This is a genomic window from Streptomyces albipurpureus, from assembly GCF_023701525.1.
Lineage (GTDB): Bacteria > Actinomycetota > Actinomycetes > Streptomycetales > Streptomycetaceae > Streptomyces > Streptomyces albipurpureus.
Window position 1 is genome coordinate 420577 of the sequence record NZ_JAMQAW010000036.1, and the last position, 16460, is coordinate 437036.

A 16460-nucleotide genomic window follows, 5' to 3' on the forward strand; every position below is an offset into this window, starting at 1 on the left:
TCAGGGCGGCGGGAGCGGGCGCCCATCCAACGGGTGGCCGCGTCCTCGCGCGCCCGCATCGAGTCAACCCGCACGGGTCCGCAGCTGGTCGAATCAACCCGTGCCGACCCGTAACTGACACAAAGAGATCATTGCAAAGCTCTCTATGCAAAGATACCTTTGTATTATGTCAGAGCCATCGCCCGAGCCCCGTTACCGCCCGCTGGACCCCCGCTCCCTGCGGGGCATCGCCCATCCCCTGCGGATGCGGCTCCTGACGGTGCTGCGCCACGACGGACCCGCGACCGCGTCCCAACTGGCCGAGCGGTTGGGCGAGTCAAGCGGTGCCACCAGCTACCACCTGCGTCAACTGGCGGCCCATGGCTTCGTCCAGGACGACCCCGGCCGAGGCACAGGCCGCGAGCGGTGGTGGAAGGCGTCGACGGAGGGCACCAGCATCGATCACTCCCTGCTGAACAGCCCCGATGTGGCCGTACGAGGGGCAGCGAGCCTCTTTATCCAGGAGGTCGCGGCCCAGCACGCGGAAGAGGTCTCCACCTGGCTGAGCACCGAGCACCAGTGGCCCACGCGGTGGCGGCAGAGCTCGGACCTCAGCGACTTCACCCTCCGGTTGACACCGGCCCGGGCACAGGAGCTGAACAGAGAAGTGCACGCACTGATCGAGAGCTACCGGGAGCGGGAGCCGGGACAGCCGGCCATCACTCCAGAGGCCGTCGCTCCTAGCTCCGACGCCGTGAGCACCGACGCTGTGAGCGCGGTGGAGAGCCCCGACGCCGAAGCCGCCGCGCAGGTCCGTATCCATCTGCACTTCCTGCCCCGTTCGACGCACTCCCCCAGCCCAGCGGAGTGAAGGAGCCCAAACCATGCCAGCCGCGGACGACGTAGCCGACGCACCCACCCCGCACGCGTCGCAGCAACCGAGGCGGGGCCCGCTCTCCTATGTACTGGCGGCCAATGCCGTCTCCATCACCGGCAACTCGCTCACCCTCGTGGGTGTCCCCTGGTTCGCGCTGGAGACCACCGGCAGCCCCGCAAAGGCCGGTCTGGTGGCGTTCTGCGCCACCCTGCCCGTCGTGGTGTCCGCGATCGCGGGCGGCCCGGCCATCGACCGGATGGGTCGGCGACGGGTCAGCATCGCCTCCGACGCCGTCTGCGCCGCCGCCATCGCGGCGATTCCGCTCCTGCGCTACGCGGGCTTACTCCAGTTCTGGATGCTGTGCGCGCTGATGGCCGTGACCGGCCTCTGCCACGCGCCGGGCGAGACCGCGCGCTATGTCCTGGTGCCGGACCTGGCGAGAATCGCGGGCACCCCGCTCGCCCGGGCCGCCAGCCTCTTCGACGCGGTGTCCCGAGGGGCGCGGATGGCGGGAGCCGCACTCGCCGGCGTACTGATAGCACTCACCGGCGCGGAGGCCGTGCTGCTGCTGGACGGCCTGACCTTCGCCGGTTCGGCACTGCTGGTGTTCTTCGGCGTACGGAATGTCGCCTCGGCCGAACCCCGCAAGGACACCGCCCCCGTCTCCCTGCGGGCCTACGCGGGTGAACTGCGCGAGGGATACGCCTTTCTGGCGCGCAACCGGCTGCTGCTGGCCATGACGGTGCTGGTGATGTGCACCAACGGCCTCGACCAGGCATGGAGCGCCGTACTCCTGCCCGTACACGCCAAGGACAATCTGGGCGGGGCCGGAGAGCTCGGGATGCTCGTCGCGCTCTTCGCCGGCTCCGCGCTGGTGGGAGCTCTGCTGTACGGGGCAGTCGGAGACCGCTTTCCACGGCGAGCCGTCTTCACGGTGGCGTTTCTGCTCGCCGGGGCACCGAAGTTCACCGTGGCGGCTCTGGTGGACGGCACCGTGCCGCTGGCGGTGACCATGGCACTGGGCGGATTGGCGGCCGGGATGCTCAACCCGATCCTCACCACGCTGATGTACGAACGGGTCCCGGACGAGTTGCGCAGCAGGGTCGCGGGGGTGACGGTGGCGGGGGCGCTGCTGACCACCCCCCTGGGCGGGCTCGCAGCGGGTTTTCTGATCGAGCAGACCGATCTGCTGCTCGCCCTGTTGACGCTGGGCGGACTCTACTTCGCGGCGACCCTCGCCCCGGCGATCTTCCCGTGCTGGCGCCAACTGAACGCCCGCCCAGCAGGACAGCTCAGCACGACGGCACCTTCCCCCCGTCATCCAACGCCCGAAGGGACTCCACCGCGCCCTTCAGAGTCGTAACCGGGATCAACCGCAGCCCCTTGGGCACCTGGGCCTTGGCATCCGAGCACTCCCCCTTCGGTACGAGGAACACGGTGGCCCCGTCCCGGGCGGCGGCCTGGGTCTTCAGGGAGACACCACCGACCTGACCGATCTGGCCGTCCGGGGTGATCGTCCCCGTACCGGCGACGCTTCGGCCGCCGGTGAGATCACCGCCCGCGCCATCGCCGTCGAGCTTGTCGACGATGCCGAGCGAGAACAGCAGTCCCGCGCTGGGCCCGCCGACATCGGCGAGCCGAAGGGTCACCTTGACCTTCGCCGGGTCCTCATCCAGATAGGCGAGGGCGGCCCGGGTGGCGTCGTGCTGGGACTCGGTCATGTCCTTCAGATTGCGCTTCGCGACCTCTTGGGTGGACTTCCCGCCGGGGTAGACGGAATCCCGCGGCATCACCGCGCGGTCGGTCCGAAACCAACCGTCGACCACTTCCCCCAGCTCGATATCGGTGGACGGGCCGGTCGCCAGGATGGTGGTCATGCGCAGCGCGCCCTCGGTCTTACGGACCGGAGCGCCGCTGATGGAAATGACCTGGGTCCCCTGGTGGGTACCCAGCACATTCGTGGTGCCCCCGGGCTGCGCGATGACATACGGCAGCGGCGCGAACCCTACGACGGCGAAGAGCGCCACCAGGGGTACGGCACTGAGGAGGAGGGCGCGCGTGCGCGAGAGACGGGAGAGCACCGGCCCAATCTATCCGGGCTGAGCAGGGCAGGAGGAACGCGGACCGCCGCGCTGAGCAGGACGCGGGCAGACGGGCGCCGGAACCTGCGGAGTGCGGTGCGGCACTCACATCTCAGGCATCCCGTACGCCCCACCGGTGTCGCCCGTACCGTTGGATTCCCTGCCTGGCCGTTGGGGCCACGGAAAATCGGAGGCAGGCCCTGGGAGTGGTACCCATCACGAGTGCGATCGGATGGTGCGGGAACCGGGCGGCGATGGACTCGGGGCGAGTGCCGGGCGACCGGAACGGAGACACGGCGGCGCGAAGACAGGCGGTCTGGACACGGCGGCACGGCACGCGGCTATGCGGTGACACCAGTGACGCGGCGGCCCCGCACCCAAATGCGCCGCAGAGCCGCGGATGGGGCGGGGTAGACGGCAGAGGCTCTCAGCGCAGGGCGTCGGCGACCTCGCGGGCGGCGTCCACCACCCGGGGGCCCACCCGTTCCGGAACCGAGTCCGCGAGCATCACCACACCGACGCTCCCCTCGATCCCGGTAACCCCGACCAGGGGGGCCGCGGCGCCACTGGCACCGGCCTCAAGTTCGCCGTGCGTCAGGGTGTAGCCGGGGTCATTGGCGTGGCCCTGGCGTGCGGCCAGTATGGCCTTGCCCGCCGCGCCGCGGTCCAGTGGATGGCGAAACCCCGCGCGATAGGCCACGTGGTAGTCCGTCCAGGTCGGTTCGACCACGGCGACCGCGAGGGCCTCCGCGCCGTCCACCAGGGTGAGGTGGGCGGTGGCGCCGATGTCTTCGGCCAGTGCCCGAAGCGCTGGCATCGCCGCCTCGCGTACCAGCGGGTGCACTTGCCGTCCGAGCCTGAGCACACCGAGGCCCACCCTGGCCCGTCCACCCAAATCACGTCGCACCAGGGCGTGTTGCTCCAGGGTGGCGAGCAGGCGGTAGACCACGGTTCGGTTGACGCCGAGCTTGTTGGACAACTCGGTGACGGTCAGCCCGTGGTCGGTATCGGCGAGCAGCTTGAGGACGCGCAGTCCTCGGTCGAGCGTCTGGGAGGTCTCCGCGGTCACGACGCCCTCTCCTTCGGAGTGAGTGACGGCGGACCCTCACGGTCTTATCCGCGGGGCCGGTCGCATCGGCACCGCATCCAGAGGCCGCCGGCAGGCCATGGCACACCGGCTGGGCTCCGCGGCGAACTGCCACGAGAGCGTTGGTATTGCCCGGACAGTAGCGATCCAGTCCGCTCAGCGGAAGGCCTCGTCCAGAATCCGGATGGAAGCCGGTGATGTCGGCCCGATTGGCGGTTGTTCGAAACACTACATCCGCCCCCATGACTCTCATACCGGATTGCGCCGACGGATCACCTGGCGTTGGGATGGCCAACACACTCCCGGTCGAGGCACGCGGGCCCGGACACTGGGTGGGCCCGGACACTGGGCGGGCCCGGGCGAGCCGGGCGGGACGGCGGCCGGTCCGGGGGCCCGCCCCCGGCAGGCGGACCCAGGGGGCGGGCCGTCCCGCGCCGGCCCTGTCACGCGCCCCGGGACAGCCTTCAGGCCTCACCTCGCCGCCGGATCGGACCGAAAGCTGGAGGGAACACATTCCCAGGTGGGGCGCCATGGCTCACCGACACCGGACCCCGCCCCCGAGCGGCCCCACGAGGCCAGCCCCCTGGACCCGGCGAACGTCGCCGCCGTCCGGGAGCGGACCGTGTCCGAGGGCGACCTTGACCCGGCGAGCATCGTCGCCCTCCAGAGCGGACCCGGGTCCGAGGGCGCCGACCTCGGCTCGGCGCGCACCACGGTCAACGCATCCGGGTGGCCCACTCCTGGACCTTCTTGATCCGCTCGCGGAGCTGCCCGGCCGTCGCCTCCGCGCTCGGTGGTCCGCCGCACACCCGACGCAACTCGGTGTGGATCACACCGTGCGGTTTACCGCTCTGATGGACATAGGCGCCCACCATGGTGTTCAGCTGCTTCCGTAGCTCCAGCAGTTCCTTGTGGGAGACCACCGGCCGCCGCTCGGCGGGCAACTCCAGGAGGTCCGCCTCGGCATCGGGCTTCTTACGGCTGTGGGCGATCTGGCGGGCCTGGCGCTTTTGGAGGAGGAGTTCCACCTGCTCGGGTTCGAGGAGACCGGGAATGCCCAGGTAGTCCCGCTCCTCCTCGCTCCCCGGGTGGGCCTGCATACCGAACTCGGCGCCGTTGTACATCACCCGGTCGAAGACGGCGTCCGACTCCAGCGCCTCGAAGGGCAGCATGTCCTGATCGCCGGTGTCCTCGTCCTGCTCCCGGTTGGCCTCGTCCATCTCCTTCTCGGACTCGGCGTACGGGTCCTCCTCGCCGTCCTTCTTCGGCCGGTCGAGCACATGATCACGCTCGACCTCCATCTCATTGGCGAAGCTGAGCAGCATGGGGATGGTGGGCAGAAACACCGATGCGGTCTCGCCGCGCCGCCGGGACCGCACAAAACGGCCGACCGCCTGGGCGAAGAAGAGCGGCGTCGAGATGGTGGTGGCGTATACACCGACGGCCAGCCGCGGCACGTCCACCCCCTCGGACACCATACGGACGGCGACCATCCAGCGATCCTGGTTCTCGCTGAAGTCATCGATGCGCTGGGAGGCACCGGTGTCATCGGACAGGACCACGGTCGCCTTGTCACCGGTGATCTCGCGGATGAGCTTGGCGTAGGAGCGTGCCGAGTCCTGATCGGAGGCGATGACCAGACCGCCCGCGTCCGGGATGGACTTGCGGACTTCGGTCAGTCGCTGATCGGCGGCGCGCAGCACATTGGGCATCCACTCGCCGCGCGGATCGAGGGCGGTGCGCCAGGCCTGGGAGATGGCGTCCTTGGTCATCGGCTCACCCAGACGGGCGGCGACCTCATCGCCCGCCTTCGTCCGCCAGCGCATGTTGCCGCTGTAGCTGAGGAAGATGACGGGCCGCACGACTCCGTCGCTCAGGGCGTTGCCGTATCCATAGGTGTAGTCGGCGGACGATCGACGGATGCCGTCGTTTCCCTCTTCATAGGTCACGAAGGGGATCGGGTTGGTGTCCGACCTGAAGGGCGTGCCGGTGAGGGTGAGCCGTCGGGTGGCCGGGTCAAAGGCCTCAAGGCACGCTTCGCCCCAGGACTTGGAATCACCGGCGTGATGGATCTCATCGAGGATCACGAGGGTCTTGCGCTGCTCGCAGCGGTTGCGGTGGAGCATGGGCCGCACACCGACACCGGCGTAGGTGATGGCGACGCCGTGGTACTCCCTGCTGAGGGGGCCGGCGCTGTACTCGGGGTCCAGCTTGATCCCTATCCGCGCCGCCGCAGCGGCCCACTGCTTCTTCAGGTGTTCGGTGGGTGCGACGACGGTCACCTGCTGAACGACATGGTGGTGCAGCAGCCAGGAGGCGAGGGTGAGCGCGAAGGTGGTCTTGCCGGCGCCGGGGGTGGCGACGGCGAGGAAGTCACGCGGCTGTTCCTGGAGGTATCTCTCCATCGCTCCTTGCTGCCAGGCCCGCAGCTTGCTGGCAGTGCCCCAAGGGGCCCGGCCGGGGAAGGCGGGCGAGAGGTGGTGGGAGTGGGAGGCGGTAGTAGTCACGGTCTCCGGTTCGACGCTCGTCCAGGGCACGACGCAGCGGGGGGTGCCACGGGTGGTGTACGGGTATGACAACCGGGCCACCCTACCTGTGTGACCGCGCGGGCCCGGCCCGGACGGGGCCGCGCGTGAGGGGTGAGACGGGCCTCACAGAGAGCCGTCCAGGGCGGGGCGTTGGGCCTTGAACGGGCCGAGCCCACCAGGCCGAATCTGGACGAAAGTTCATTAATCAAACATTCTTCTGGGGTGATCCCGCTGCGGTTACGCAGCCCTGGTGTCGGGCCCTCACGGGGTTTCAGCGTGCTGTCGGGACCTCACGGGGTCTGCGGAACCCGCACCCTGGTCGACACCCAGGCCCCCACCAGGGCGACCAAGGCCATCGGCAGGAACACCACCGCGAAGGCCGCCGGGTGCGAGGCCCCGGCGCCGCTCACCGCCCCGTGGCCGGCGACCGATCCACCGCCGAGCGCCGCGAAGGCCGCGCCTCCCGCCGCGAGAAGGATCACGTTGGACAGACCGTCCGAGATCTGGAGCGAAGCCGAGTTCGAACCGGCCTCTTCCGGCTCGGAGAGCTTCAGCAGCATCACGCTCGTGGAGGCGATCACCATGCCCATGCCGAAGCAACCGATCGCCCAGGAGACGGCCGCCATCCACACCGGCACCCAGTCGATCAGTACGGTCGGCGCACCCGCGATCGCCACGGCGACCAGCACCATCCCGAACACCATCAGCCGCTCCCGATGGGGCTCCATGCGCGTCCTGGACTGAAGGAACGAACCCAGGGCCCAGGTCACGCCGCCCGCGGCGAGGGAGAAGCCGGCCATCGTCGGGGACAGTCCGCGCTGGGTGACCAGCATCAGCGGAACAAAGGACTCCGCGGCGATGAAGGAGCCGGCGGAGATGCCCCGCAGCAGCACGACGGACGGCAGCCCGCGGGCCGCGCGGTAGGTGCCCTTGGGCAGCAGCCCGAGGACCGCGGGCACCAGGAGCGCAGCGCCGACGGCGGCCGGCAGCAGGGAGAGCCACTTCAGGTCCTGCGCAGCGAACTGGAGCAGCGCGGCGCCCAACGAAATACCGAGGGCCAGCCGGATGCGGTGGGCGTCGAAGCTCCCACGCGTGGCCGAGGGATCGGCGGGGCCGGACGCCATGCGTCGGATCGCGGGCAGCGCGAGGGCGAGCGGGAAGACGACGAGCACGGGGATGCCGACGAAGACCCAGCGCCAGCCGAGTTGCTCGGTGACCGTCCCGGAGGCGAGCGGGCCGACCACCGAGGGGATCACCCAGCTCGCGGCGAAGGCGGCGAGGATCGCGGGCCGCAGCCGCTCCGGGTAGGCCCGTCCGATGACGACATACAGCGCGACGATCACCATGCCGCCGCCGAGCCCCTGGACCGCCCGCCCGAGGATGAACAGCCACATCGTGTTGGCGGTTCCGGAGAGCAGCAGCCCGACGGCGAAGGCGGATATACCGGTGGCCAGGGGCCGCAGGGGTCCGTCGCGGTCCGCCCACTGCCCGGAGAGGACCATGGCGAAGAGGCTGGTGGTGAAGTAGGAGGAGAAGGCGAAGGCATACAGTCCGATGCCGTTCAGCTCTCGGGCGGCAACGGGCATCGCCGTGCCCACGGCGGTCGCCTCGAAGGCGATCAGCAGGACGACGGAGACGATCCCCACACTGAGTGCCCGATAGTCCCGCCCTAGTACCCCGCCCTGGAGCTGCTGGTCGATCGGCTGGACATCGGGGGCAGGGGTCGGTGTCGTGACTTCGGCGTCACGGGGTTCCAGGGCGGTCATAGCCCAAGGGTAAGGGGCGTAAAAGGCCTTGAACCCTGTCGCAGGGCGGGACCTGTCCTGGTCCGTTGGTCGTACGACTATGAACGCCTTGTGGCAGGTGTATTGCAGTGAGCCCAGATGTCTTGAGAGTGGAGCGAGGTGCGGCTTACGGTCTTACCAGTCGCACAACGCTTGACCGCGTGCCCGAGAGGCTCAGGGACTCGACTGCAACTCGAGTTACGCCGGTTCGAATCCGGTCGCGGTCTCCAGGCCGGGATGTCCCGAACTCCGGGGTACAGGACTTCTGTACCCCGGAGTTCGGGACGTCTTGGATCCTGCCGCCAGGCCCCGGCCGGTGCCGCTCCCAGGACACCGGGGTTCCGGCCTTCCGTAGGGGCCGCGCAGCCCGCTTTCCGTACGCCTACGCCCACAAGGTCCCGTCCTCGATACGGGTTTCCTGAGCGCGCCTGGGGGCCTTCGGACCCTCCCCGACCAGATCGCGTGCCTCTCTTCTCCCCCGCTCAGATCCGCGATGGTGAGAGGACTCACAACCTCGGGCAGCCTCGGGTCACCGCTGACCGCATCGCGCCGCCCGCCTGGTCCGGGCCATGGATGCGACTGACGCGCGCCAGGGGCAGCGGTCGTCGTCGGTGCCGGTGTCAGTACCGGTGTCAGTACCGGTGCCGGTGTACGAGGGGGCCAGCCGGGGTTAGCCCAGCAGGGGCAGTGGGATGACCTTGGAGAATCAGCTGTGCGGTTCGGCGAAGAGGTCTTCGGCGGGTTCGTGCTCGTCGTCCTGGCCGTCGTGATCGGTCCAGGCTCCGAAGGGTCTGGGCAGGCCGGGATCGTCGGCGCCGAACTGGAAGGCGCCGCCCTTGAGCCGGTGTTCGCCGGGGATCACCGGGTGCCCGCTTTGAGCTGGGCGGGGATCGGCTGGCGCGGAGCTCCTGCGGGTCGGGGATGCGGTTGGAGAGGGTGCCGGGGCTGACGCCGAGGAGCTTGGCGATCGAGTGATCGAGTTCTCGGGGTTGGGGAGCATGTCGCGGGCGGCTTGATGATGTCCGCGTTGACGACGGTTGGCCGGCCGCCGACTTGGCGCGGGCGCGGGCGGCGGCCGGGCCCTCGCGGGTGCCGGAGACGATCAGCTCTCTGAATGATCGGCGTCCGGCGGCCGCCCCGAACACCAGGATCGCCTCTGCGACGGGAGCCGGAGCGTCAGACCTGGTTGTTCCACATGCGGAACATGCTGCATCGGCCGTTCTTGTCGAACGTCACGGTCCACAGGTTGGCGAATGTGCCTAGTTCCCTGTACCGGCCGGTGCCCGCACTGGCGGCGGTGTCCCCGTTGATAGTGAGGATGGTCCACTCGAAGTCCCAGCCGCCCTCCTGCCAGGGGACGCGACTGAGCCACCCATCGACGATCGCCTCGCGGCCGATCCAGTTGGTCTCGTAGGGCCATTCGTGGGACTCGGCCTGCGAGGTGAACAGCACGGTGATGTCCTTCCTGCCATGGGTGGTCCAGGCCCGCGCATAGCCTTGCACCCAGGTGCGGACCTGCTGCCCGGTCACCATCTGTTCTGTCCTTCCGTGCTGTGCCGCCGTGCTGCTCAGCCTTGGGCGGTGGGCCGGACGACGAGTTCGTTGACGTCGACCTCGGCGGGCTGGGAGATCGCGAAGAGAACCGCTTCGCCGATCGCGGCGGCGGGGATGGCGATGTCCATCTGCCCCTCGACCGCGTCCCTGACCGTTCCGTCGGCGATGGACGCGGTCAGCTCGCTTCGGGTCAGGCCCGGACTGATCACGGTGACCCGCACGTCCCGGCTCTCCTGGCGCAGGCCCTCCGACAGGGCGCGCACCGCGTGCTTGGTCGCGGCGTAGACGGCCGCGGTCGGATCGACCCGCAGTCCGGAGACGGAGGAGATGTTCACGATGTGCCCGGAGCCCTGGGCGTTCATGATCGGCAGGACGGCGGCGATGCCGTGCAGGACCCCGCGCAGGTTCACGTCGATCATCTGGTTCCACTCATCGACGCGCAGCGCGTCCAGGCGCGAGAGCGGCATCACGCCCGCGTTGTTGACCAGGACGTCGAGGTGCCCGTACCGGTCGTGGGCGGCCCGGACGAAGGCGGCCACACTGGCCGGGTCGGTCACGTCCAGTTCGTGCGCGAGGGCGCTGCCGGACTGGGCCTCGATCTCCTTGGCGAGGAGGGCGAGGCGGCCGGCGCGCCGCGCTCCCAGAACCACGTGGTGGCCGGCGGCTGCGAGCCGCCTGGCCGTGGCCTCGCCGATGCCGCTGCTGGCCCCGGTGATCAGGACCACCTTCGGGACGGGAGTGGTGGACGGGTTGGTCATGGTCTGCCCTTCGACATGTCGACGGCCGCGTCGGACGTCGACCGGTCCTTGTCAGCATGGAGCCAATCCGGCACGGGCGGCAGGACGGGTCTTCCTGGGTGTGCGACTCCCAGGAACCGGCGACGTACGATCCCGGCATGAGCGGCAACGAACTGGGGGAATTCCTGCTGTCGCGTCGCTCCCGCCTCAGCCCGGCCGACGTGGGCATTCCCCACTCCCCGGGCCGCCGGGTCAGCGGACTGCGGCGCGAGGAGGTCGCCGTCCTGGCCGGGGTCAGCGCCGACTACTACGCCCGTCTGGAGCAAGGCCGCGAACGGCACCCCTCCGGTCAGGTACTCGACGCCCTCGCCCGGGCACTGCACCTCGATGCCGACGCCTGGTGGCACGCCTACCGCCTCGCCGGCCTCGTGCCCGAACCCGCCCCCGGCGAGGAACGGGTCGCCCCCGAGCTCCTGCGGCTGATGGACGCCTTCCCGACGGCCGTGGCCTACGTGGTCAACCGGCGCCTGGACATCCTCGCCTCGAACACTCTGGCCGACGCGCTGCTCTCCCCGCTCGCGAACCCGCGGAGCATGGCCCGCTCCCTGTTCTGCGACCCCGTAGCCCGGGACCTGTTCGCCGACTGGCCCACCGTGGCCCGCGACACCGTCGCCGCGCTGCGGCAGGCCTATGGACTGGAACGCCACGCCCCCAGCACCACCGCCCTGATCGACGGTCTCCTCGCCGAGAGCGAAGACTTCACGGCCCTGTGGAGAAACCAGGACGTCACCCGCCTGGGCAGCAAGACCAAGACGTTCAACCACCCGACAGGCGGGCAGCTGACCCTCGTCTACCAGACCTTCGACGTCCAGGACGCGCCCGGCCAGCAACTCCTGGTCGGCACCGCAGAGCCCGGAAGCCCCGACGCCCAACGCCTGGCTCTGCTCGACTGCTCGTGGCCGACCGGGTAGCACCACCGTTGGTGAGCCGGGCGGTTCATCTGGTGCCGGTAGGTGGCGCCGGTCTGAGCGGCATGACCGGATGCTGCCCTTCACCGCCCCACCGGCGTCGGCACTCACCCGGGCCGGGGCTGCGGCGAGCGGGGCTGCTGGGGCCCGCTGTGTTCCCGGCCGGATGCCCGTCATGCCGCTGCTGCCTTCTCGTCGTCGCCGAGCACGCTGAAGTCGACATCCAGGCGCGCCTCGTAGTCGTCGGGGGTGATGCCGATCTCGTGGGAGTCCGCGGCCTCCTCCGCCAAGGCCCGTTCGTCCTCGGACGGTGTGAAGAACACATACAGCTCACGCGCGGTGATCAGCCGCTTGAACCGCGGGTACCCGGCCCGCTCGATCGACATCCCCACCCCACCCGATACCCAGCCCCTGCCGGACACGCCGTACGCACCCGAGCGAGATCACCGCGGCGTCGGCGCCGGGGGAGGATCGGCACAGCGGAACCCGGGACAGGGCCAAGCCTCCGGTGGTAGGCCCGGAACGCGGTACACGCCTTCAAGATCATCCCACTCCCCCTGCGGGGCTCACCTTGGCTGAACCCCTACGAGGAGGGCTCAGGCCACCGCCGCCTCCGGCAGCCGGGACAGGATCTCCTCGACCGTCTGCTTCGGAGTCCGCTCACTGGTGTCGAGCCAGAGCCCCACCCGCGGTGTCCGCTCCCGCAGCTCCCCATCCAGCGCCTCCACCGTCCACCCCTCCCCGTAGCCCGTCTTCGACCGGCCCGCCTCCCTGGCCCTGACAGCACTGGGGTGCGGGGCGAGCACCACCACATACAGCGGTCGGGTGCGGACCAGGGCGGTGTACGCGGCCAGCTCATCGCCGATGACGATGTCCTGGACCACGGCCGTGAACCCCGCCTCCGCGTAGGTGTCCGCGGTCAGGGCGGAGAGTCGGTGGCGCAGGCGTAGCTGTGCGAAGGCCGAGGGGTCGCCGTCGGGGCGCATCTCCACCCGCCCGGAGACGACCATCCGCCGGAAGGCGTCCCCCCGGACATGAGCGGCCCTCGGTAGCCGCTCGGCCAGTGCCTGGGCAACCGTGGACTTGCCGGAGGCCATGATCCCGGTGATGAGGACGACGGAGGACTGCAAGGGTTCACTCATGCGAGGACGCTAACCATCCCCGCCGCCACTCTCACACCGGTTTCTTGGGCACTTCCCCGGAAGCGCCCAAGGCGCGGGCGGATTACCGGACTACATGACATCTAGCTACTGAACGTGTGTCTGCTCAACGCGTGCCTACTCAACTCGCTTCTACTCAACGCGCGTCCAATCAACGCGCGTCTCATCAACTACGTGGGCGTCGGCTTGAGAACCACCGGCTTGAGTACGGGTGTCTCGGTCAAGCCGCCGTTCCCAGCACAACCAAGCCTCTTGGCGACGGCGAACGCGGCTGCGTTGAGCACGGTCATATTGGCCTTGCTCAATTCACCGACATCCCCTCTCGGTTCCAGTCTGACCCGCAGCACTCCGCTCACCACCGCGGGATCGTCCGAGGTACTGCCCATCTTCGAACTGGCGCAGGGAAAATACAGAGCGGCATAGTCGTTCCCGGCCAGCGCACGTCGACCGAGCGAATAGGACGTCAGTTGCGGTGCTTGGTCGGTGCTGTCGAGGGACTCACCGTCGTCCAGCGCGAACCGCAACGACATATCGTCCAGGTCGGAGGGTCCACCTGCGTAGATATGGCAGAGGCTGGAATCCTTCCCCTTGCTCGGACCGGACAGTTCATAGTCGGACACGATGTTGGAGACCGTCTTGTCAAGGCCGTCCCCGACACTGTTCTGCGCGAATCGATCCGCTTTGGTGACCTTCGCCAGGGCCTCGCGTGCGCCGGGTGAGGCGAAGGTCCCCTCGCAGATCTCGCCGGCACCGACCATGGCCTGGTCCGAGCCCTCCGCCCCACCGCCGTCGCCGTCCTTCCCCGAACAGGAGGTGAGAGAGAGACCGAGCACCCCCACGAGGATTGCCGATGTCATAGCCTTCCACGCCTTGATGGCCTTCACATCCCTCATGTCTGCGGGGCGGTTCCGTGCTGGTTCTCGCCCTGCGTTCCCCAGGTGTAGCCGCCCTTCATCGCGTCTTCGAGATCCTGCCCGAAGTCGCTCTCGGACTTGACCCCGTGCCTCGCCATAAAGCTCTCCATGGGCGCCTCCGCTGTCAGCTGACCCGCCTTGTAGATCTCGTTGCGTGCCGACTGGGTCTTCTCGGAGCTGTCCTGCTGTTCGGTCTTGGTCCAGTCGCCGATGACCTGGCTGATCTGGGTCTCCAGAGCACCGCTGCCGGTCTCCACCGCCAGCGGCACGAGTATCGCGGCCGCACCCGCACCGGCCACGGTCGCCGGGAGGAAGGCGACACCGGCGCCGATCGCGGCGGCGGCACCGAAGTTGACCCAGGCCGACCGCTCCTCCAGCGCCTTGTTGTACTCCTCGTCCTTCTTCTTGTTGGTCGCTTCGACCTGGTCGGCACGGGACTGGTCCAGCGATCCCTGTACCTCCGCGCCGGTACGGACCACTTCCCGGGCATGGGCCTCGTTGATCTTCCCGCCCTCGCCGACCTGCGCCTCCAGCATGCTGGTGGTGTAGACGCGCTCGGCAACCGAGACGGAGGCGTACGCATCCGGGTGCTGACCCAAGGTGCTCAGGAACTGGCGAGCGTTGTCCCGCCCGAATTCGGCGTGCGACTCGCTGTCCTTGCCCGGCGCGAAGAGGCTGTCCGTCTTGTTCTCGTTGAGCGCCCAGTTGATGTCGTCGACATATCCCGCGCCCATCCGCCCGAGGCTGTCGGCCATCGCCTCCTGCTGCTTGAGCAGAGCCGCATCGCCGCCGTACTTGTCGACGACCTCCTCCATGATCTTCGAGGAGGTCTCGTCCCGCACCAGCTTTGGGTTCGGGTCGTCGTAGGCATGGCCGAGCGTGGCGGCTTCCAGAGCATGCCCAAACGCGTCGGGCATATGGTTGAGCGACTTCCCCATCTCATCGGGGTCATGGCCGGTGATGTCCGGGAAGGACTCGTAGTCCTTGTTTCCGAAGTAGTCCAGATAGCTCTTGATCTCCTTGCCGTCCTCGCCCTTCGGCAGGCCGCTCTTGACCGTGCCGTCGTCGTTGAACGCCTTCGGGTCGGAGGAGAAGAACTCCTTTGAGGCCTCCGGGCTGTGCCCGAGCGCCTCCAGCATGCTGAGCATCGGGTCATATCCGGAGCCATTCTTGCCGGACGGGTTGAACGGGTTCTTGTCCCAGCTCGATGTGCTCTTGTTCTCGGCGAACATATACGGGTCTTTGGCGTGGAGTTGGGTCACATGCTGAGCGATCGGGGTGAGGAACTTGGGGTCGTAGTTCCCATACCGCATGATGCCGCCGAGCAACTGATAGCCAAACGGACCGTTGTGGTCGTACTTGGCCAACGGAATGCGCTCGGTACCGATCTTGCGCATCTCGTCCGACCACCGCTGGCCCCATGTGTCACCGGCACCCGAGGGACTGGTCGCGGTGGCCAGATTGAGGCCGAGATTGCGCTGGAGCTCCTGAACGTCCTTGAGGCGCTCCTTGTCCTGCTTGGCGTAGTCATACGTATCGGTCGACAGCTTCCCGAAGAACTCCAACGATTTCTGCGGACCCATGGTGTCGTAGAAGGTCCGGGAGAACTCCCGCGACGTGTGGTTGTCCTTGAGTAGCTCATTCAGCTGCTGGAGCTCGGTGTGGGTGAGGTCCCGCCCCTTGTTCGCCAGATCGACGGCACGATGGGCCTCTTCCGCGTCGATGCTGCTGAACTTCGGCGGACTGAAGTTGTTCTGATCGGCAGTGATATTGGCCTTGAGGGCATTGGACGTCGCGACATCGGCGTCGTTGCAGGTCTCCAGCACGACTTCGATGCGGGCCTGCATGGCCTCGACCTTGGCCCGCTGATCCCTCAGGGCGGGCCCATAGTCCGGATCGCGGCGATAGGCCCGATCCTGCGCCAGATCGTGTTGAGGGCGCACCGTGCCGTGCGCACCGACTATCAGGCCCTGAGCGGGAGCATCCACGTCGACGATCTTCTTCAGCTCATCCTGAGCCTTTTTGAACTCCTTGTGACCGTCTTCAAGGATCAGCTTGATGCCTTTGGCCGCCTTCGCGGCATCATCGAACTCCTTGGCCGTCTTATCGATGAAGGGCTTGGTGACCTCGGCGTTGACTCCCCGCCAGTAGTCGTCCTTGGCCTTGTTCGCCATGGTCGTACGAGCGTCCTCGGCGAGCTTCTCCAGCTTGGTCACCATCGCCGCCCAGTCGCCGACCGCCGAACTCAGCTTGCCCAACTGCGCCTGGTACACATTGTCAAAGGTCAGCATCTCTACCCCCGCGCCTTACTTGAGGAACTCGGTGATCTGGGACGTCCGGAAGGCCGTCTCGATGTCCTTCTCCTCATTGGCGTGGGAGGCGGAGCTGTAGTCCAGGTGATTCGATATATGAGCGCAAGCGTCCAGCAGCGTCTTCAGCTGGGAAGTCCATGTCTTCTGCACCGTGGTGATGGCCGCCCCGGTCTGAAAGCCGTTGACCGTCATGGTGGTGGCCGCCTCAGTGGTGCTGGCGTCGGCGTGTTTGCCGTCCCCGGACAGATGCCCATGGAGTTTGTGGGCCGCGCTGCCCAGCGCACCGAGCTTGTCCTGACTCACACTGAGATCGGTGGACCCTCCACCACCGCCTCCACCCGACGGCTCGACCTGGTTCAGCCGCGTGCTGACGGTCGCGGTGGAGGCGGAGCGGACTGACACCCATTCTTGGTCGAACGACATGGAATCCCCGTTGTTGTCTCGATGTTCCGTACGCCGCCGAAAGCGGAGCCAACCGG

15 protein-coding genes and 1 tRNA gene are annotated in these 16460 nt (G+C 68.3%); 4 read left to right on the top strand and 12 right to left on the bottom strand.

What is annotated here, in order from left to right:
• Positions 1-166 precede the first annotated feature (166 nt).
• Together NBG84_RS28910 and NBG84_RS28915 are read left to right on the top strand one after the other, a co-directional pair.
• On the top strand, positions 167-850 hold the full coding sequence (locus NBG84_RS28910; RefSeq protein ID WP_250922561.1) for an ArsR/SmtB family transcription factor: 684 nt from the start codon (positions 167-169) through the stop codon (positions 848-850).
• Between the two features lie 13 nt (positions 851-863).
• Positions 864-2219: an MFS transporter gene (locus tag NBG84_RS28915; RefSeq protein ID WP_250922562.1), complete on the top strand. Its 1356-nt coding sequence runs from the start codon at positions 864-866 to the stop codon at positions 2217-2219.
• On the opposite strand, the gene NBG84_RS28920 is transcribed toward NBG84_RS28915, so the two are convergent.
• From NBG84_RS28920 to NBG84_RS28935, 4 genes are all read right to left on the bottom strand, one after another.
• A complete protein-coding gene (locus NBG84_RS28920) occupies positions 2149-2937 on the bottom strand; it encodes a YlbL family protein (RefSeq protein WP_250922563.1) in 789 nt (262 codons plus the stop codon). The two genes, NBG84_RS28915 and NBG84_RS28920, sit on opposite strands and share 71 nt — an antisense overlap.
• 427 nt (positions 2938-3364) lie before the next feature.
• Positions 3365-4006: an IclR family transcriptional regulator gene (locus tag NBG84_RS28925; protein WP_250922564.1), complete on the bottom strand. Its 642-nt coding sequence runs from the start codon at positions 4004-4006 to the stop codon at positions 3365-3367.
• Positions 4007-4740: 734 nt separating this feature from the next.
• A complete protein-coding gene (locus NBG84_RS28930; protein ID WP_250922654.1) occupies positions 4741-6531 on the bottom strand; it encodes a DEAD/DEAH box helicase in 1791 nt (596 codons plus the stop codon).
• A gap of 311 nt (positions 6532-6842) precedes the next feature.
• The gene (locus NBG84_RS28935; protein WP_250922565.1) at positions 6843-8318 is read right to left on the bottom strand and encodes an MFS transporter; all 1476 of its coding nucleotides are present in this window, start codon (positions 8316-8318) and stop codon (positions 6843-6845) included.
• A gap of 173 nt (positions 8319-8491) precedes the next feature.
• Between NBG84_RS28935 and NBG84_RS28940 the strand changes: the two genes are divergently transcribed.
• Positions 8492-8566, top strand: a tRNA-Cys gene (locus NBG84_RS28940).
• 476 nt (positions 8567-9042) lie between these two features.
• On the opposite strand, the gene NBG84_RS28945 is transcribed toward NBG84_RS28940, so the two are convergent.
• The 3 genes from NBG84_RS28945 to NBG84_RS28955 form a co-directional block, all read right to left on the bottom strand.
• Positions 9043-9198 (bottom strand): hypothetical protein, encoded by a 156-nt coding sequence (locus tag NBG84_RS28945; protein ID WP_250922566.1) that lies wholly within the window; start codon positions 9196-9198, stop codon positions 9043-9045.
• A 314-nt stretch (positions 9199-9512) separates the two neighbouring features.
• The gene (locus NBG84_RS28950) at positions 9513-9869 is read right to left on the bottom strand and encodes a nuclear transport factor 2 family protein (RefSeq protein WP_250922567.1); all 357 of its coding nucleotides are present in this window, start codon (positions 9867-9869) and stop codon (positions 9513-9515) included.
• A 35-nt stretch (positions 9870-9904) separates the two neighbouring features.
• Complete coding sequence (locus NBG84_RS28955; protein WP_250922568.1) at positions 9905-10648, bottom strand: SDR family oxidoreductase; 744 nt, start codon at positions 10646-10648, stop codon at positions 9905-9907.
• A 137-nt stretch (positions 10649-10785) separates the two neighbouring features.
• On the opposite strand from NBG84_RS28955, the gene NBG84_RS28960 reads away from it, so the two are divergent.
• Complete coding sequence (locus tag NBG84_RS28960) at positions 10786-11598, top strand: helix-turn-helix domain-containing protein (protein ID WP_250922569.1); 813 nt, start codon at positions 10786-10788, stop codon at positions 11596-11598.
• Positions 11599-11768: 170 nt separating this feature from the next.
• Here the strand turns inward: NBG84_RS28960 and NBG84_RS28965 are convergent, their stop codons facing one another.
• From NBG84_RS28965 to NBG84_RS28985, 5 genes are all read right to left on the bottom strand, one after another.
• Positions 11769-11981 carry a hypothetical protein gene (locus tag NBG84_RS28965; protein WP_250922570.1) on the bottom strand — a complete coding sequence of 71 codons (213 nt, stop codon included), beginning with the start codon at positions 11979-11981 and terminating at the stop codon, positions 11769-11771.
• A 210-nt stretch (positions 11982-12191) separates the two neighbouring features.
• Positions 12192-12737 carry an AAA family ATPase gene (locus tag NBG84_RS28970; RefSeq protein WP_250922571.1) on the bottom strand — a complete coding sequence of 182 codons (546 nt, stop codon included), beginning with the start codon at positions 12735-12737 and terminating at the stop codon, positions 12192-12194.
• 188 nt (positions 12738-12925) lie between these two features.
• On the bottom strand, positions 12926-13648 hold the full coding sequence (locus NBG84_RS28975; RefSeq protein WP_250922572.1) for a hypothetical protein: 723 nt from the start codon (positions 13646-13648) through the stop codon (positions 12926-12928).
• Complete coding sequence (locus tag NBG84_RS28980) at positions 13645-15960, bottom strand: DUF6571 family protein (RefSeq protein WP_250922573.1); 2316 nt, start codon at positions 15958-15960, stop codon at positions 13645-13647. Before NBG84_RS28980 ends, NBG84_RS28975 begins: the two co-directional genes overlap by 4 nt.
• A gap of 15 nt (positions 15961-15975) precedes the next feature.
• Positions 15976-16404 (bottom strand): hypothetical protein, encoded by a 429-nt coding sequence (locus NBG84_RS28985; protein WP_250922574.1) that lies wholly within the window; start codon positions 16402-16404, stop codon positions 15976-15978.
• Positions 16405-16460: the final 56 nt, after the last annotated feature.